This is a genomic window from Streptomyces sp. NPDC054047 (genome assembly GCF_055585065.1).
The window spans coordinates 136,413-152,971 of the sequence record NZ_JBVJKV010000009.1 but is presented as its reverse complement, the minus strand read 5'-3'; the positions used below and the strand labels follow the sequence as shown (position 1 = coordinate 152,971).

At 71.2% G+C, this 16,559-nt stretch carries 12 protein-coding genes; 8 read left to right on the top strand and 4 right to left on the bottom strand.

Annotated elements, in window-relative coordinates; all coding sequences use genetic code 11:
- Positions 1-305: 305 nt before the first annotated feature.
- The 6 genes from ACZ6ZP_RS29355 (at position 306) to ACZ6ZP_RS29330 (ending at position 8,316) form a co-directional block, all read left to right on the top strand.
- Complete coding sequence (locus ACZ6ZP_RS29355; protein ID WP_351165111.1) at positions 306-1,520, top strand: S8 family peptidase; 1,215 nt, start codon at positions 306-308, stop codon at positions 1,518-1,520.
- 258 nt (positions 1,521-1,778) lie between these two features.
- Positions 1,779-2,792 carry a LacI family DNA-binding transcriptional regulator gene (locus tag ACZ6ZP_RS29350; protein ID WP_351165112.1) on the top strand — a complete coding sequence of 338 codons (1,014 nt, stop codon included), beginning with the start codon at positions 1,779-1,781 and terminating at the stop codon, positions 2,790-2,792.
- A 125-nt stretch (positions 2,793-2,917) separates the two neighbouring features.
- Complete coding sequence (locus tag ACZ6ZP_RS29345; RefSeq protein WP_383818044.1) at positions 2,918-4,261, top strand: ABC transporter substrate-binding protein; 1,344 nt, start codon at positions 2,918-2,920, stop codon at positions 4,259-4,261.
- Positions 4,258-5,196, top strand: a complete 939-nt coding sequence (locus ACZ6ZP_RS29340) for a carbohydrate ABC transporter permease (RefSeq protein WP_366462612.1) — start codon at positions 4,258-4,260, stop codon at positions 5,194-5,196. The genes ACZ6ZP_RS29345 and ACZ6ZP_RS29340 overlap by 4 nt, the downstream gene beginning before the upstream one ends.
- On the top strand, positions 5,193-6,080 hold the full coding sequence (locus tag ACZ6ZP_RS29335) for a carbohydrate ABC transporter permease (RefSeq protein ID WP_366462611.1): 888 nt from the start codon (positions 5,193-5,195) through the stop codon (positions 6,078-6,080). Before ACZ6ZP_RS29340 ends, ACZ6ZP_RS29335 begins: the two co-directional genes overlap by 4 nt.
- Before the next feature lie 13 nt (positions 6,081-6,093).
- Positions 6,094-8,316, top strand: a complete 2,223-nt coding sequence (locus ACZ6ZP_RS29330) for a beta-xylosidase/alpha-l-arabinosidase (protein WP_469408980.1) — start codon at positions 6,094-6,096, stop codon at positions 8,314-8,316.
- 120 nt (positions 8,317-8,436) lie between these two features.
- On the opposite strand, the gene ACZ6ZP_RS29325 is transcribed toward ACZ6ZP_RS29330, so the two are convergent.
- The 4 genes from ACZ6ZP_RS29325 to ACZ6ZP_RS29310 form a co-directional block, all read right to left on the bottom strand.
- Entirely contained in the window at positions 8,437-9,678 is a 1,242-nt protein-coding gene (locus ACZ6ZP_RS29325) for an MFS transporter (RefSeq protein ID WP_469408978.1), read from the bottom strand.
- Positions 9,678-11,120, bottom strand: a complete 1,443-nt coding sequence (locus ACZ6ZP_RS29320; RefSeq protein WP_351165119.1) for a CitMHS family transporter — start codon at positions 11,118-11,120, stop codon at positions 9,678-9,680. The genes ACZ6ZP_RS29325 and ACZ6ZP_RS29320 overlap by 1 nt, the downstream gene beginning before the upstream one ends.
- Before the next feature lie 121 nt (positions 11,121-11,241).
- Positions 11,242-13,524, bottom strand: coding sequence for a molybdopterin-dependent oxidoreductase (locus ACZ6ZP_RS29315; protein ID WP_469408976.1), 2,283 nt, complete (start codon positions 13,522-13,524; stop codon positions 11,242-11,244).
- A 132-nt stretch (positions 13,525-13,656) separates the two neighbouring features.
- A complete protein-coding gene (locus ACZ6ZP_RS29310; protein ID WP_351165121.1) occupies positions 13,657-14,289 on the bottom strand; it encodes a TetR/AcrR family transcriptional regulator in 633 nt (210 codons plus the stop codon).
- A 102-nt stretch (positions 14,290-14,391) separates the two neighbouring features.
- Between ACZ6ZP_RS29310 and hmgA the strand changes: the two genes are divergently transcribed.
- Positions 14,392-15,738 carry a homogentisate 1,2-dioxygenase gene (gene hmgA, locus ACZ6ZP_RS29305; protein WP_361473527.1) on the top strand — a complete coding sequence of 449 codons (1,347 nt, stop codon included), beginning with the start codon at positions 14,392-14,394 and terminating at the stop codon, positions 15,736-15,738.
- 62 nt (positions 15,739-15,800) lie between these two features.
- A complete protein-coding gene (locus ACZ6ZP_RS29300; protein WP_351165123.1) occupies positions 15,801-16,550 on the top strand; it encodes a GntR family transcriptional regulator in 750 nt (249 codons plus the stop codon).
- Positions 16,551-16,559 lie beyond the last annotated feature (9 nt).

Sequence of the window (16,559 nt, the reverse complement as noted above, 5' to 3'; positions counted from 1 at the left end):
GGTAGTCGTCCGCACCCCAAACTAGCGCTGATAGTTTTTCGGCACCAGGGGCGCCGGGGCCGGGGACATACACCCCGGCCGGACACCTACCCCCCATACGGTCCGTCGAATTCGATTGCGGCGATGTGACAGACACATGTCAAGACTCCAACTCCCTTGATCTACGCCCGTAGAGCCGCCAGTCTGCTGTTCGCGCCGAGAGCGGAACGCACCGCTCCCGGCTGTGTGTGCGATCACGCACACGCCCCCACAGTTGCGCCGCCCGACCCAGGGCGCGCGCCGCCTATGAGGAGGACTCCCTCGTAATGGCAATGCTGCGCAGCAAGAAGACTGTGATCGCCGCGGCGATCTCGACCGCGACCGCCGCCACTCTGCTCGGTGCGGTCACCGCCCTTCCGGCCCAGGCCGCCCCCACCGAAGGCACCGTGATCGGGGCCGGCTCGGCCGACGCCGTCAAGGGCAGCTACATCGTCACACTGAAGAAGACCTCGGGCTTCAGCGCCGCCTCGACCCAGGGCAAGGGCCTGATATCCGAGTACGGCGGGTCGGTGAAGAAGACCTTCAAGTCCGCACTCGACGGCTACACCGTCGACCTCAGCGCGGCGGAGGCGAGAGCGCTCGCCGCCGACCCCGCCGTCGCCACGGTCGAGCAGAACCGGCGGGTCCAGGCGGACGCGACCCAGAGCAACGCCCCCTGGGGCCTGGACCGCATCGACCAGACGAGCCTGCCGCTGTCCGGCACCTACACCTACCCGGACACCGCGGGCTCGGGCGTCACCGCGTACGTGATCGACACCGGCGTGCGCATCACGCACTCCGAGATCAGCGGGCGCGCGGTGAACGGCTACGACGCCGTGGACGGCGACAACACCGCCCAGGACGGCAACGGCCACGGCACGCATGTCGCGACCACCATCGCGGGAAAGACGTACGGCGTCGCCAAGAAGGCCAAGATCGTGGCCGTCCGCGTGCTCGACAACAACGGCTCCGGCACGACCGCCGGTGTCATCGCGGGCATCGACTGGGTGACGTCCAACCACGCGGCGGGCGCGCCCGCCGTGGCCAACATGTCGCTCGGCGGCGGGGCCTCCACCTCGCTGGACAACGCGGTGAAGAACTCCATCGCCGACGGCGTCAGCTACGCGGTCGCCGCGGGCAACGAGGGCGTCAACGCCTCCTCGTCGTCCCCGGCGCGGGTCCCCGCGGCCATCACGGTCGGCGCCACCAGCAACACGGACGCCAAGGCCAGCTGGTCCAACTACGGCTCGGTCCTGGACATCTTCGCGCCGGGCGTCTCCATCAAGGCCGGCTGGAACACCGGCGACACGGCCACGAACACCATCTCCGGTACGTCGATGGCCACTCCGCACGTCGCGGGTGCCGCGGCGGTCTACCTGGCGGGCCACACCTCGGCCACGCCCGCCCAGGTCTCATCGGCGCTGGTGAACGGAGCCACCTCGGGCAAGGTCACGAGCCCGGGCAGCGGTTCGCCGAACAAGCTGCTGAAGATCGTCCAGTAGCAGCCGCGTAGCACTTCTCAGCACCCCGTTCCCCGGAGGCAGCCGGCGCCTCCGGGGAACGTCTGCCTTCAGCCGGACCCTCGCACCGCGGCCACCGGCAGGCCGCACGCGGCTCCGCGTAGATTCTGTAGCTTCATGGATGTCCCACTCCTCTAGGCTTCACGTCAACTCCGGTGTTCCGGAAGACTTCTGCAAAGTTTCGAGAGTGCGTCCGGAACGGTAAGGGCGCGACGGGGACTCGTCAATGGAGGTGGGGAAGTGAGCCGGTCCAGGAGCAAGGTGACCATCACGGAGATAGCCCGGCAGGCCGGCGTCTCGGTGCCGACGGTCTCGCGGGTGGTCAACGGCCGGTCCGACGTCTCGGAGGAGACCCGCGCGCGCATCGAGGACCTGCTGCGGGAGCACGGCTACGAGCGGCGCGCGAACGCGCCCGGCAGCCGTGCCGCCCTCGTCGACCTGGTCTTCAACGACCTCGACAGCCCCTGGGCCGTGGAGATCATCCGTGGTGTGGAGGAGGTGGCGCACGCGGCCGGCGCGGGCACGGTCGTCTCCGCGATCCACGGCGCCTCGGGTTCGGCCCGGCAGTGGATGAAGAACCTGCGGGCCCGCGCCTCGGACGGCGTGATCCTGGTGACCTCCGTCCTGGAGCCGGTGCTCCACGACGAGCTGCGGCGGCTCGGCGTGCCGCTCGTCGTGATCGACCCGGCGGGTTCACCGGCCCTGGACGCACCGACCGTGGGCGCCACCAACTGGGCGGGCGGAATGGCCGCGACGGAGCATCTGCTCTCCCTGGGCCACCGCAGGATCGGCTTCATCGCGGGTCCGCCGCGGCTCCTGTGCTCCCGGGCCAGGCTGGACGGCTACCGGGCGGCGCTGGAGAGCGCGGGCGTGCCCGTCGACGACGAGCTGATCGTGCCGGGCGACTTCTACCACGCGTCCGGGTTCGCCGGAGCGGGCGAACTGCTCGGCCTCGCCGAGCCGCCCACCGCGCTCTTCGCCGCCAGCGACCAGATGGCGCTCGGCGCGGTCGAGGCCCTGCGGCGGCGCGGCCTGCGCGTGCCCGAGGATCTCAGCGTGGTGGGCTTCGACGATCTGCCGGAGGTCAGCTGGTCGGCGCCGCCGCTGACGACCGTGCGCCAGCCCCTGTCCGACATGGGGAAGCTGGCGGCCCGTACGGTGCTGCGGCTCGCGCTCGGCGAGGAGCCCGCGTCGCCCCGTATCGAACTGGCCACGGAGCTGGTGGTGCGGGCGAGCACGGCGCCGCGCGCCTGAAGCCCGGTCCGTAGTTCCTTCGAACTCCCTTTCCTGTCAGGAGCGTTGACACGTCCGAACGGTGGCCGTAACTTCCGTGCGCATCGACCGATAATTTTCGGAACCCTTCCGGAAGGTGCGCTGCGATGCCTACTCCTCCCCTGCGCGGACCGCGCCGACCGCGCCCACGCATACGAACGGCCCTGGCCACCGCGGCCCTGACGCTCGCCGCCACCGGCCTCTCCGCCTGTGGCAGCGGCGGACCGCAGGACAGTGCGGGCGGTGGTGGCGCCGCGCTCGAGGCCTGGGTCTACGGCGACCCGTCGGCCGCCGTACAGCGCAAGGTCGTCGACCGCTTCAACAAGACCTCGGACGTCAAGGTGAAGCTCGTCGAGATCCCCGGCGAGGGCTACCAGGACAAGATGCGCACCTCCATGGGCACCGCCAACGCCCCGGACATCTTCTTCAACTGGGGCGGCGGCTCCATCAGCGACTTCGCGGCCAAGGACATGCTGGTCGACCTCGGTCCGTACCTGAAGAAGGACCCCGCGCTGAAGAAGGCGTTCATCCCCTCGATCCTGGACGCGGGCCGCATCGAGGGGACGTACTACGGCGTTCCGATGCGCGGCATGCAGCCGGTGATCCTCTTCTACAACAAGAAGGTCTTCCGTGAGGCGGGCGCCCAGCCCCCCGGCTCCTGGGACGACATGCTCGACCTGATCGACACCTTCAAGGAGAAGGACGTCACGCCGTTCGCGCTCGCGGGCGCCGATCCGTGGACCGAGCTGATGTGGCTGGAGTACCTCCTCGACCGGTTCGGCGGCCCCGGGGTCTTCCAGAAGATCATGGACGGCGACAAGTCGGCCTGGAACGACCCCGCCATGATCAAGGCGGGCGAGACGATCCGCGATCTGGTCGACCGCGGGGCCTTCGGCAAGAACTACAAGTCCGTCAACTACACGGCGGACGGCGCCTCCACCCTGTTCGCGCGCGGCAAGGCCGCCATGCACCTGATGGGCAGCTGGGAGTACGCCAACCAGCAGGCCAACCAGAAGGAGTTCGCCAAGTCGGGCCTCGGCTGGACCTCGTTCCCGGCGGTGCCCGGCGGCAAGGGCGACCCCAAGGACGTCGTCGGCAACCCCACCAACTACTGGTCCGTCAACGCCACCCGGGTCAAGAAGGGCGAACGGCGCGACGCGGCGGTGGAGTTCCTCAAGTTCGCCTCGCGGCAGAGCTACGCCAAGGACCTCGTCGCCAACGGAGACGTCCCCGCGACCTCGGACGCGAAGAAGCAGCTCGCCGCGCACGAGAACCCCGAGTACGCCACGTACCAGTACGACATGGTGAGCCAGGCCCCGGCCTTCACGCTCTCCTGGGACCAGGCCCTGCCCGCCAGGTTCACCGCACCGCTCACCAACAACCTCCAGAAGCTCTTCAACGGCGACCTGAGCCCGAAGGGCTTCGCCGACGCGATGCGGGAAGTGAAGTGACCCCGGCCCCCGTTCGAAGCCGGGCGGGCCATGCGGGCCGGGCAGGCCATGCGGGCCGTGCGGGCCGCCCCGGGCTCCTGTGGGCAGCGCCCGGCGCCCTGTTCTTCCTCTGCTTCGCGATCGGCCCGCTTCTCCTCGTCGGCTATCTCTCCTTCACCGAGTGGGACGGGCTCGGCGGCCTCCCGTCCTTCAGCGGCACCGGCAACTGGCGCCGCCTGTGGCAGGACTCCACGATGCGCGACGCGGTGGTCCTGAGCCTGCTGCTCACCGCGCTGACCTGGCTCGTCCAGACGCCGATCGCGCTGCTGCTCGGCGTCTGGGCGGCCGGCCGGCAGAAGAATCGCGCGGTGCTCAGCGCCGTCTTCTTCCTGCCTTTGCTCGCCTCCTCCGTCGCACTCGCGCTGCTCTGGAAGACACTCCTGGACCCCAACTTCGGTCTGATCGCGGACATCGGCCCGTGGATCGGCTTCGCGGACGGCGACGTGCTCGGTTCGCCGCGCGGCGCCTTCGGGGCTGTGCTGTTCGTGGCGGCCTGGCAGTTCATCCCGTTCCACACGCTGCTCTACCAGGGCGGCGCCCGGCAGATCCCGCGCTCGCTCTACGACGCGGCGTCGATCGACGGGGCGGGCACGGTGCGGCAGTTCTTCCACATCACGCTGCCGCAGCTGCGCAACACGATCGTCACCTCGTCCGTCCTGATGGTGGTCGGCGCCCTGACCTTCTTCGACACCGTCCTGATCCTCACCGAGGGCGGCCCCGGCACGGACACCACGATCGTCCCGTACTGGATGTACGAGACGGGCTTCGTCTCCCGCGACATGGGCTACGCGAGCGCGATCGCCACGGCGCTGGTCGTGGTCGCGACGGGCGTCTCGCTGCTGCTCGTCCGCCTCACCGGCTTCGCGGCGATGCGCTCGACCCGGGAGGGCCTGTGACCAGCACCCTGGAGCGGCGGCCCGACACCCGCGGCCCCGCGCGGCCGCCTCGCGGGACCCGCCGTCGGCGCGAGCGCCCCAACCTCCCCGCCGGAGCCGCCGCGCTCCTCTGGCTGGTGATCATCGCGCTGCCGCTGTACGTCCTGCTCGCCACGACCCTCCAGTCGCGCGACGCCTACTTCGACCGCGGCCCGCTCTCCGTCCCCGCCGACCCCACCCTCGACAACTACCGCCGCGTCCTGGACAGCAGCTTCTTCACCTACCTCCTCAACACCGCGGTGGTGACGGTCGCCTGTGTCGCCATCGTCCTGGTGCTCGGGGTGTGCGTCGGCTACACGGTGGTGCGTGCGCGCGGCCGGGGCGCCCGGCGCCTCTTCCAGATGTTCCTGCTCGGCCTCGCGATCCCCGCCCAGGCGGTGATCATCCCGGTCTTCCTGCTGATCACGAAGTTGCGGTTGTACGACTCGCTGCTCGCGGTGATCCTGCCGACGGCCGCGTTCGCGCTGCCGGTGAGCGTGCTGATCCTCACCGGTGCGATGCGGGACATCGACGAGGAGCTGTACGAGTCGATGGCGCTGGACGGCGCGGGCCCGGCCCGCATCCTGCTCCGCCTGGTCGTGCCGATGTCGCGCGGCGGCATCTCCACGGCCGCCGTGTACACCGCCCTGCAGGCGTGGAACGGCTTCCTCTTCCCGTTGATCCTCACCCAGTCCCCCGAGTCCCGGGTGCTCACCCTCGGCCTCTACGACTACGTCGGCGAGTTCCGCGTCGACGTCCCCGCCCTGCTCGCCGCGGTGGTCCTGTCCATCGTGCCCATCTTCGCCGTGTACCTCTTCGCCCGCCGTCAGCTGGTCGACGGTCTGATGGGCGCGGGCGGCCGCTGACTTGAGGAGTTCCATGGTCCACCCCTGGCAGGACACCACGCTGCCCGCTGCCGAGCGGGCCGCGGACCTGCTCGCCCGGATGACCGCTAAGGAGAAGCTGGCCCAGCTCTCCAGCGTCTGGCCCGGCTCGGACGCCCAGGAGACCGGCGACGTGGCGCCGCTCCAGCACGAGGTGGCGCAACACGTCGACCTGGATGAGCTGCTCCCCCACGGCCTCGGCCAGGTGACGCGCCCCTTCGGCACGGCCCCGGTGGAACCGGCCGAAGGCGCGGCCCGGCTCGCCGCCTTCCAGGAGCGCGTCCGCGCCGCGAACCGCTTCGCCCTGCCCGCCGTCGCCCACGAGGAGTGCCTCACCGGATTCACCGCCTGGCAGGCGGCCGTCTTCCCCACACCGCTCGCCTGGGGCGCGTCCTTCGACCCCGAACTGGTGGGCAGGATGGCCGAGTCCATCGGTGCGTCGATGCGCGCGGTCGGCATCCACCAGGGCCTCGCGCCGGTCCTGGACGTCGTGCGCGACCCGCGCTGGGGCCGCACGGAGGAGTCGATCGGCGAGGACCCCTACCTGGTGGCGACCATCGGCACGGCGTACGTCCAGGGCCTGCAGTCGGCGGGGATCGTCGCCACGCTCAAGCACTTCGCGGGCTACGCGGCCTCGCGCGGGGCCCGCAACCACGCCCCCGTGTCCATCGGCCCGCGCGAGCTGGCGGACGTCGTCCTGCCGCCCTTCGAGATGGCGGTACGGGACGGGGGCGCCCGCTCGGTGATGCCCGCGTACAACGACCTGGACGGCCTCCCGGCCCACGCGCACCAGGCACTGCTCGGCCAACTCCTGCGCGAGGAATGGGGGTTCACCGGGACGGTCGTCTCGGACTACTTCGGGGTGTCCTTCCTGGAGTCGGCCCACGGGGTCACGGACTCCAGGGCGGGGGCGGCCGCGCTGGCCCTGGCGGCGGGCGTGGACGTCGAGCTCCCTGCGGTGCGGTGCTTCGGGGCGGGGGCTCCGCCCCGGGAGACGGTGGACCGGGCGGCCCTGCGCGTCCTGACCCAGAAGTGCGAGCTCGGCCTGCTTGACCCGGACTGGACGGCGGCGCCACCCGCACCGCCTGCGGACGTGGACCTCGATGCGCCCCATATGCGGCTCATCGCACGCGAGTTGGCCGAGGAGTCGGTGGTCCTGCTCGCCAACGCGGCCGGGGCGCTCCCCCTCGCCCGCGGCGTACGGATCGCCGTGCTGGGCCCGCTCGCCGACGACCCGGCGGCGATGCTCGGCTGCTACACCTTTCCGCGCCATGTGGGCGTCGAGCACCCGGGGTTGCCGATGGGCGTCGCCGTGCCGACGCTGCTCGACGCGCTGCGTACGGAGTTCCCCGAGGCGATGTTCGTGGCGGACCCGGCGGAAGCGGAGGTCTGCCTGGTCGTGGCCGGGGACCGGTCCGGGCTCTTCGGGCGGGGCACGTCGGGCGAGGGCTGCGACGCGCCGGACCTCGAACTGCCGGACGGGCAAGGCGAGTTGATCGACAGGGCCCTCGCCTCCGGCACTCCCACGATCCTGGCCCTGCTCACCGGCCGCCCCTACGCGCTCGGCCGCTGGGCGGACCGCCTTGCCGGGGTGGTGCAGGCGTTCTTCCCCGGCGAGGAGGGCGGCGGTGCGGTGGCGGGCGTCCTGTCGGGGCGGGTCAATCCCTCCGGGCGGTTGCCGGTCGGGGTGCCCCGGGAGCCGACGGGCCAGCCCTGGACATATCTGGCGCCCCCGCTCGGCCACCGGGGCGAGGCGAGCAGCCTCGATCCGACGCCGCTGTTCCCGTTCGGGCACGGCCTCTCGTACACGACGTTCGCGTGGGAGGTGTCCCCTGTCCCCGAGGAGCTGCCCACGGACGGCGAGACGACCCTGCGCGTCACGGTCACCAACACGGGCGATCGCCCCGGGGCCGAGGTCGTCCAGCTCTACCTCCACGACCCCGTGGGCCGGGTGGCACGCCCGGTGGTCCGCCTGGTCGGCTACGCGCGTGTGCCGCTGCTCCCCGGCGGGTCCGCGGAGGTCCACGCCACGTTCCACGCCGACCTGGCGTCGTACACCGGCCCTGACGGTGACCGGACCGTCGAACCGGGAGCCCTGGAAATCCGCGTCGCCGCGTCCAGCACTACCGTCCACCACCGGGTGCCGCTGACCCTGACGGGTCCTGAGCGGATCGTGGGCCATGAGCGGCGCATGCGGTGTGAGATGCGGGTGAAGTGAGGGGCCCCGCGGCGCGGTGACCGTCGATCACCGGCTCCGCCGAGCTCGCCCTCAAGCGCCGGACGGGCTGAATCCGTTCGACCCCGGTCCGAGATTCGCAGCCGGGGCCGGGGAGAAGATTCAGCCCCTTCGGCGTTTGAGGAGCGGGGGTCTGGGGGCGGAACCATCAGCCTCGGGAGGGGGCGGAACGGAAGCAGGCTTCGCAGGGCCTCGCCGCAGCCCCAACCCGGCCGCCACCAGAAGCAGCCCACCGAGCATCACGAACGGGGCAGCCACCCCCGCCACCCCGGCGATCAACCCGGCCCCGGCAGGCGCAGCCACCTGCCCCAGCCGATTCCCCGTGAGCCGCAGCGCGAGCGCGGTGGACCGGGCCCCGTCCGGCGCGGCCTGCACCACCGTCGTCATGGACAGCGGCTGCCCGACCCCGAGACAGAATCCAAGCAGCACCAGCATCACCCCCAGCCCCCACACAGGCACCGGCAGCGCCACCCCGGCACACAGCACAGCGGCCAGCAGACACGTGACGACGATCAGCACCGTACGGCCGAGCAGGTTGATCAGCGGCGTCATCACCAGCCGGCAGGCGATCGTCGCGGCGGCCCGCAGTGAGAGCAGCACCCCGACCGTGGCGGGCGCGATGCCCCGGTGCTCACCGACCACCGGCAGGTAGGCCGTGAGGATGTCCGTCGCGGAGAGCACCGCGAGGCTGATGAAGATCCCCGCGGGAACGCCCCGGGTGCGCAGGATGCCGAGCACCGGCACCTTGTCCCCCCGCTTCGGCGAGGCACCGGCGGGCCGCACGTGCTCGATGCGCCAGAGCGAGGTGAGCGAGACGGCCGCGACCCCCGCGGAGACGAGCAGCGCGAGGGCGCTGGTGCGGCCCATGTCCCCGCCGATGAGGGCGCCCGCGGCGACCGGCCCGATCAGCTGCCCGAGCGAGGCGCCGATCGTGAAGTGCCCGAAGTTGCGGTCCTGTTCGTCGGGGGCGGACTGCCGCGCGACGATCGACTGGGCGCCGATCACGAAGCAGAGGTGGCCGAGCCCCATGACACCGCTCCAGGCGGCGAGCGCGCCGAGCGATCCCGCCGTACCGCTGAGCGCGCAGCCGCCCGCGATCAGGACGACGCCGATCGGAAGCAGCGGCGCGCACCGGCCGTGGTCCGTCCTGCGCCCGAGCGGCACGGCCGCGAAGAGCGGGAGCAGGGCGTACACACCGGCTATGACGCCGATCGCCCGCTCGTCGGCGCCCAGCGAAAGGGCCCGGTAGGAGACGGCCGGACGCGCCATCGACACCGCCCCCTGCGCGAAGGCGAAGGCGATGACGAGGCGCAGCAACCAGGCCCGGCCCGGTGTCGATGGCATCAGATGATGCCGAAGAGGATTCCGGAGCCGAGCACCACGAGCGAGGTGAGGACGGCCCATTTGACGGTGAACTTGGTGTGGTCGCCGAACTCGACCTTGGCCATGCCGACGAGGACGTACACGGCGGGCACCAGCGGGCTCGACATGTGCAGGGCCTGGCCGGCGATCGAGGCGCGGGCGATCTCCAGGGTGCCGACGCCGTGCGCCTGGCCCGCCTCGGCGAGGACCGGCAGGACGCCGAAGTAGAAGCCGTCGTTCGACATGAAGTAGGTGAGCGGCAGGGACAGCAGGCCGGTGACCAGGCCCATCTGCGGGCCCATGCCCTCCGGGATCGCGTCGACCAGCCACTTGGCCATGCTGTCGACCATGCCGGTGCCCTGGAGGACGCCGGTGAAGACGGCGGCGGCGAAGACCATGCCGGTGACGTTGAGGACGTTCTCCGCGTGGGCGCCGATGCGGGCCTTCTGGTCGGGCATGTGCGGGAAGTTGACCGTCAGGGCGAGCGCGGCGCCGAGCAGGAAGAGGACCGGGATCGGCAGCCACTCCATGATCATGGCGGTGAGCAGGACGACGGTGAGACCGGCGTTGAACCAGTAGAGCTTGGGGCGCAGGGTGGAGCGGTTGGGGTCGAGGCCCTGGAAGCCGTCGTCGTCATCGGCCTCGTCGGAGGCATCCCCGGCGGCAGCGGCGTCGGCGTCCGTTCCGGAGCCCGCTGCCCCGGTGGTCTTCTTCGTGAGCGAGGTACGCCCGTCGGCGGTGCCGCCACCGGCACCCACCAGAACCGTCTCGCCCGCCGTCTCCTTCTCCAGGACCTCGTCCAGGGAGAGCATGCCCAGGCGCTTGCGCTCCCGCAGGCCCAGTGCGTAGGAGAGCAGGAAGACGGCCACGAGGCCCATGGCGAGCGCCGGGATCATCGGGACGAAGATGTCGGCCGCGTCGACCTTGAGCGCGGTCGCGGCGCGGGCCGTGGGGCCGCCCCAGGGCAGGGTGTTCATGACGCCGTTGGCGGTGGCCGCGACGCCCGTCATGACGACGAGGCTCATCTTGAGGCGTTTGTAGAGCGGATACATCGCCGAGACCGTGATCATGAAGGTCGTCGAGCCGTCGCCGTCGAGGGAGACGATCGCGGCGAGCAGCGCGGTGCCCACCACGATGCGCACCGGGTCCGCCTTGCAGAAGCGCAGGATGCCCCGGACGATCGGGTCGAAGAGGCCGACGTCGATCATGACGCCGAAGTAGACGATGGCGAACATGAGCATCGCCGCCGTGGGCGCCAGATTCCCGACGCCTTCGAGGACGTAGTCCCCGAGATGGGCTCCCTTTCCTACGAACACGCAGAAGAGCGCGGGGATCAGCACCAGTGCCGCGATCGGCGACATCTTCTTCATCATGATCAGCACCAGGAAGGTGGCGATCATGACGAATCCGAGGATTGTCAGCATGGGGGCTACCTAACGTTCACCATCGAACTCCCACCAGGTCTGGCGGTCCGGTTGACGTTAGGACCCGTTCTCCAGCGTTAACAAGATGTTGACGTGTGAGCAATAAGCGCAAAACTCCAGGTCAACGAGTTGCTGCCGGGGCTGCCTGGGCCGCCGCCGCAGCGAGGGCAGTGACGGACACGGGGAAGCCGTTGAGCACGGACGTCCCGGAGAGCGGGTCGAGGAGCGTGCCGTCCAGGAGCTGGTTCACATTGGCCCCGGGGTCCTCGGCCGCGACGGCGAGGCGCGTGCCGGGGCGGTCGTGGCCCCAGCCGTGCGGGAGGCTGACCACTCCGGGGCGTACGGCGTCGGTCACCTCGACGGGGACGGTGAGCTGTCCGCCGGCGGCCTTCACGCGCGCGTGGCCGCCGTTCTCCAGGCCGATGCGGGCCGCGTCCTCGGGGTGAACGTGCAGGGTGCAGCGGTTGGAGCCGCCGACGAGGGTGCGGACGTTGTGCATCCAGCTGTTGTTGGAGCGCAGATGGCGCCGTCCTACGAGGACGAGCTCGTCCGGGGTGGCACGCAGCGCTCCGGTGAGGCGGGGCAGGTCGTCCGCGATGGGTGCCGGGAGGAGTTCCACCCGTCCGCTGCGCGTCCTGAGGATCTGCGGGAGGCGGGATTCCAGCGGCCCGAGGTCGATGCCGTGCGGGTGGGCGAGGAGCCGCTCCAGGGTCAGGCCGTCCTCGCGTACGCCGAATCCGTCGCCGTAGGGGCCCAGGCGCAGCATCAGGTCGAGCCGGCGCTCGGGGCCGCTGTCTCCGGTGAGGAGGGCGGCGAGTTCCTTGGGGTCGCGGTGGTACGCGGCCGAGTGCGGCTCGGTGACGGCCTTGCCGAGGGTCTTCTGGACGACCATCGCGTCGACGGCCGCCGGGTCGGCGCCGTGCATACCGCTCGCGGCCAGGACGAGCCGGGCCAGGATCTCGGTCTCCGCCATCCTGCCGTCGGCCAGGGGCAGTGCGGCGCGGGTGTAGCGGACCTGGTTGCGTACGGCGAATCCGTTGAAGACGAAGTCGAAGTGGGCGCTCTGGGAAGGCGGGGGCGGCGGCAGGACCACGTGGGCGCGGCAGGAGGTCTCGTTCAGGTACGGGTCGACGCTGACCATGAAGTCGAGTGAGGCGAGGGCCTTGTCGAGGCGGTCGCCGTCGGGGGCGGAGAGGACGGGGTTGGCCGCGATGGCGACGACCGCGCGGATCGCGCCGTCGCCGGGGGTGTCGATCTCCTCGGCGAGCGCGGCGATCGGCAGTTCGCCCTTGGCCTCCGGGTGTCCGCTCACGCGGCTGTGCCAGCGGCCGAGCGCGAAGCCCTTGCCGGGGCCTGCCGGGCGGGGCTCGCGGTCGGTGGCGGAGAGCGGGAACAGGGCGCCGCCGGGCCGGTCGAGGTTGCCGGTCAGGACGTTCAGGACGTCGACGAGCCAGTTGGTGAGCGTGCCGTGGGCGACGGTGCTCGCGCCGACGCGGGCGTAGACGGCGGCGGCGGGTGCCGCAGCCAGGTCGCGGGCCAGGGCGCGGATGGTGTCGGCGGGCACGTCGCAGGCGTCGGAGACGGCGTCGGGGGTGAAGTGGCGTACGGCTGCGCGCACGTCCTCGACGCCTTCCACCTGCTCTTCGAGTGCTCCGAGGTCGGTGAGCTTCTCCTCGAAGAGGACCTGGACCATGGCCGCGAGCAGCAGCGCGTCCGCGCCGGGGCGGATCGCGAGGTGCCGGTCGGCGATCTTCGCGGTGCGGGTGCGGCGCGGGTCGACGACGGTGAGGGTGCCGCCCCGGGCGCGCAGTGCCTTCAGCCTGCCCGGGAAGTCGGGGGCGGTGCACAGGCTTCCGTTGGAGTCCAGGGGGTTGGCGCCGAGCAGGAGCAGATGGTCGGTGCGGTCCAGGTCGGGCACGGGGATGGCGAGCGGGTCGCCGAAGAGGAGCCCGCTGGAGACGTGCTTGGGCATCTGGTCCACGGTGCTCGCGGTGAAGATGTTGCGGGTGCCGATGGAGCTCAGGAGCACGGGCGGGTAGAGGCCGCCCGCCATGGAGTGCACGTTCGGGTTGCCGAGCACCACGCCGACCGCCTGCGGCCCGTGCCGCTCGATCAGGGGGCGCAGGCCTGCGGCGACGGCGTCGAACGCCTCGTCCCAGCTTGCCTCTTGGAGTACGCCGTCCTTGCGTACGAGGGGGCCTTCGAGGCGGTCGGGGTCGGAGTCGGCCTCTCCGAAGGAGGCGCCTTTGGGGCAGATGAAGCCTTTGCTGAACACATCGTCCCGGTCGCCGCGCGCACCGGTCACGCGCGGGCCCTCGGCGCTGTCAGGGGGCCCTTCGATGGTGAGCGTGAGCCCGCAGGTGGCTTCGCAGAGGGAGCAGATACGCAGGGCGGTGCTGGGCATGGAGGACCCTCCAGGGCGGCGGCTACGGCGCACGTGCGCTCTCACCATACCGACCGGTATGCACGGCGTCAGGCCCCGTCGGGGGTCAGGTCGCGAATCCGCCGGCCCGCACTCCGTCCAGCGCGCCCGCGCTCAGTCCAGCGCGCCCGCGAAATAGCGGTGCAGCAGGGTCCGCGTCTCGTCGATCAGGTCGGGATCGCCCGACGGGTGGGCGCGGAAGGCGAGTTGGAGGACCGCGTCCACCGCCTCGACGCCGACGAGCACCGTGCGGCGCAGCTTCTTGTCCAGCGGCCGGTCGAGGTGGGCGGCGAGCAGTCCCGCCACCCGCTCGGCGACGTCCGAGTTGGCGTCGGGCATCGCGTCGGGGGCCGAGGGGATGCCGAAGTCGACCAGGCCGAAGCCGGGGACGGTGCGCTTCATGGCGAGGTACTCGTCGAAGGCCGCGTCGACGGCGCCGCGCCAGTCGCCGCGCTCCACTCCGGCCATGCGCGCCGCCACGCGCTCTCCGTACGCGTCGAGGTTGCGGTGGGCCAGGGCGTCGGCCATGGCCCGCTTGTTGCCGAAGAAGCGGTAGACCGAGCCGATGGGGACGCCCGCGCGCACGGCGACCGCGCGGGTGCTCAGGCCTTCGTAGCCGACCTCGTCCAGGAGGACCGCGCAGGCGTCGAGGATGCGCGTCAGACGCTCGGCGCTGCGCTCCTGCACGGGCACGCGGCGCAGGGCTTTCGGGGGCGGCGGGGGCTCTTTCCGATCACGGTGGGGCATCCCCGGGAGAGTAGAGCATTGTTCACATCCATGGATCCCCCTTGCGGAAGGAAAAGCCGAATCCTACGGTGTCCCATAGGAATCGTTGACGAGGGAGCGATGATGAGCCGGGAACAGACCAGCGACGGCAGCCGTGCGGACGCGGACGGCGCGCGCAAGACGGCGGAGGCACTGACGTACCTCACCGGCTTCGGCAACGAACACAGCTCCGAGGCGGTGCCCGGCGCCCTGCCGCACGGGCGCAACTCACCCCAGCGCGCCCCCCTCGGTCTCTACGCGGAGCAGCTCAGCGGCACCGCGTTCACCGAGCCCCGCGCGCACAACCGCCGCTCGTGGCTCTACCGCATCCGCCCCTCGGCCGCGCACCCCGCGTTCACCCGAGTGGACAACGGCGCGCTGCGCACGGCGCCGTTCCCGCAGGCCGCCGACCCCAACCGCCTCCGCTGGAACCCGCTCCCCGAGCCCGCCACCGGCACGGACTTCCTCGCGGGCCTGTGGACCCTGGGCGGCAACGGCGACGCCACGCAGCGCACCGGCATGGCCGTGCACCTCTACCACGCCAACTCCTCCATGAAGGACCGGGTGTTCAGCGACGCGGACGGCGAACTCCTCGTCGTCCCCGAGCAGGGCGGCCTGCTCCTTCGCACCGAGTTCGGGCTGCTGCGCGCCGAGCCGGGCGAGGTGGCGCTGATCCCGCGCGGGGTGCGCTTTCGCGTCGAACTGCTCGACGAGACCGCACGCGGGTACGTGTGCGAGAACTACGGCGCGGCCTTCCAGCTCCCCGACCTGGGCCCGATCGGCGCGAACGGCCTGGCCAACGCACGGGACTTCAGGGCCCCCGTCGCCGCGTACGAGGACGAGGACCGCCCGGTGGAGGTGGTGAACAAGTTCTGCGGGAACCTGTGGCGGGCGACCTACGACCACTCGCCGCTCGACGTCGTCGCCTGGCACGGCAACCACGTCCCGTACGTATATGACCTGCGCCGCTTCAACGTCCTCGGCACCATCAGCTACGACCACCCGGACCCGTCGATCTTCACGGTGCTCACCTCCCCGTCCGACACCCCGGGCCTGGCGGGCGTCGACTTCGTGGTCTTCGCGCCGCGCTGGCTGGTGGGCGAGGACACCTTCCGGCCGCCGTACTTCCACCGGAACGTGATGAGCGAGTACATGGGCCTGATCGAGGGCGCGTACGACGCGAAAGCGGAGGGCTTCGTGCCCGGCGGCGGCTCGCTGCACAACATGATGTCGGCGCACGGCCCCGACCGCGACACCTTCGAGAAGGCGTCGGCCGCCGAGCTGAAGCCGCAGAAGATCGACGACGGCCTTGCCTTCATGTTCGAGACGCGCTGGCCGGTGACCGCGACCGAACAAGCAGCTCAGGCCGCCCATCTGCAGCGCGGATACGACGATGTGTGGGAGGGTCTGGAGCGCCATTTTCGAAACTGATCGCGTGCCGACCACGCAATCGATCCCGTTTCGAAGCCGATGCGGACTGATTCGGAGAGACCGTGACCGCTTTCGCCCCGGACTCGATCGTCCTGAATCGCAAACTGCCGCTCTGGTATCAGGTGTCGCAGTCCCTGCGCGCCTCGATACTCGGCCGCACGCCCGACGCCCCGCTCCGGCTGCCCACCGAGGAGCAGCTGGCGGGGCACTACGGCGTGAGCGTCCTGACCATGCGCCAGGCCCTCAAGGAGCTGGAGGACGAGGGCCTGATCACCCGCCACCGGCGGCGCGGCACGTTCATCGAGCCCAGCGCCCAGCGCGGCTCCCCGGTCCGGCTGCTCGGCTCGGTCGACGCGATCGTGGCCCAGCAGTCGGGCATGAGCACCCAGCTCCTCGCGCACGGCACAGCTCCGGTCTCCGGCGAACTCGCCGAGCACTTCCCCGACCTGACCGAGGTGGCGACCTACCACCGGCTGCGCAGCGACGAGAAGACGGGCGAACCGACCAATCACGCCCACAACTTCATCCGCCCCGAGCTCGCCGAGCGCGTCGAGCTCGACGATCTGACGCGCTGGCCCATGACGAAGGTCCTGCGCGACGTCGTGGGCGTGCGCATCAGCCGCATCACCGACACCGTCGAGGCCACGCTCGCCGACCCGGAGACGGCCCGCCTCCTCGAAGTACCGCTGCTCAGCCCGATCCTGCACTACACAGGCATCACCTACGACGAGGAGGGGCACGCTCTGGACGTGGCACGCATCCACTACCGCGGCGACCGCTTCTCCTTCACGGTCACCCTCGACGCGACGTAAGGGTCTCGA

Bases quoted from the DNA above. Each gene is read 5' to 3' on its own strand.
- ACZ6ZP_RS29355 (WP_351165111.1), top strand. From the start codon at position 306: ATGGCAATGCTGCGCAGCAAGAAGACTGTGATCGCCGCGGCGATCTCG.
- ACZ6ZP_RS29345 (WP_383818044.1), top strand. From the start codon at position 2,918: ATGCCTACTCCTCCCCTGCGCGGACCGCGCCGACCGCGCCCACGCATA.
- ACZ6ZP_RS29330 (WP_469408980.1), top strand. From the start codon at position 6,094: ATGGTCCACCCCTGGCAGGACACCACGCTGCCCGCTGCCGAGCGGGCC.
- ACZ6ZP_RS29325 (WP_469408978.1), bottom strand. From the start codon at position 9,678: ATGCCATCGACACCGGGCCGGGCCTGGTTGCTGCGCCTCGTCATCGCC.
- ACZ6ZP_RS29320 (WP_351165119.1), bottom strand. From the start codon at position 11,120: ATGCTGACAATCCTCGGATTCGTCATGATCGCCACCTTCCTGGTGCTG.
- ACZ6ZP_RS29315 (WP_469408976.1), bottom strand. From the start codon at position 13,524: ATGCCCAGCACCGCCCTGCGTATCTGCTCCCTCTGCGAAGCCACCTGC.
- ACZ6ZP_RS29310 (WP_351165121.1), bottom strand. From the start codon at position 14,289: ATGCCCCACCGTGATCGGAAAGAGCCCCCGCCGCCCCCGAAAGCCCTG.
- hmgA (WP_361473527.1), top strand. From the start codon at position 14,392: ATGAGCCGGGAACAGACCAGCGACGGCAGCCGTGCGGACGCGGACGGC.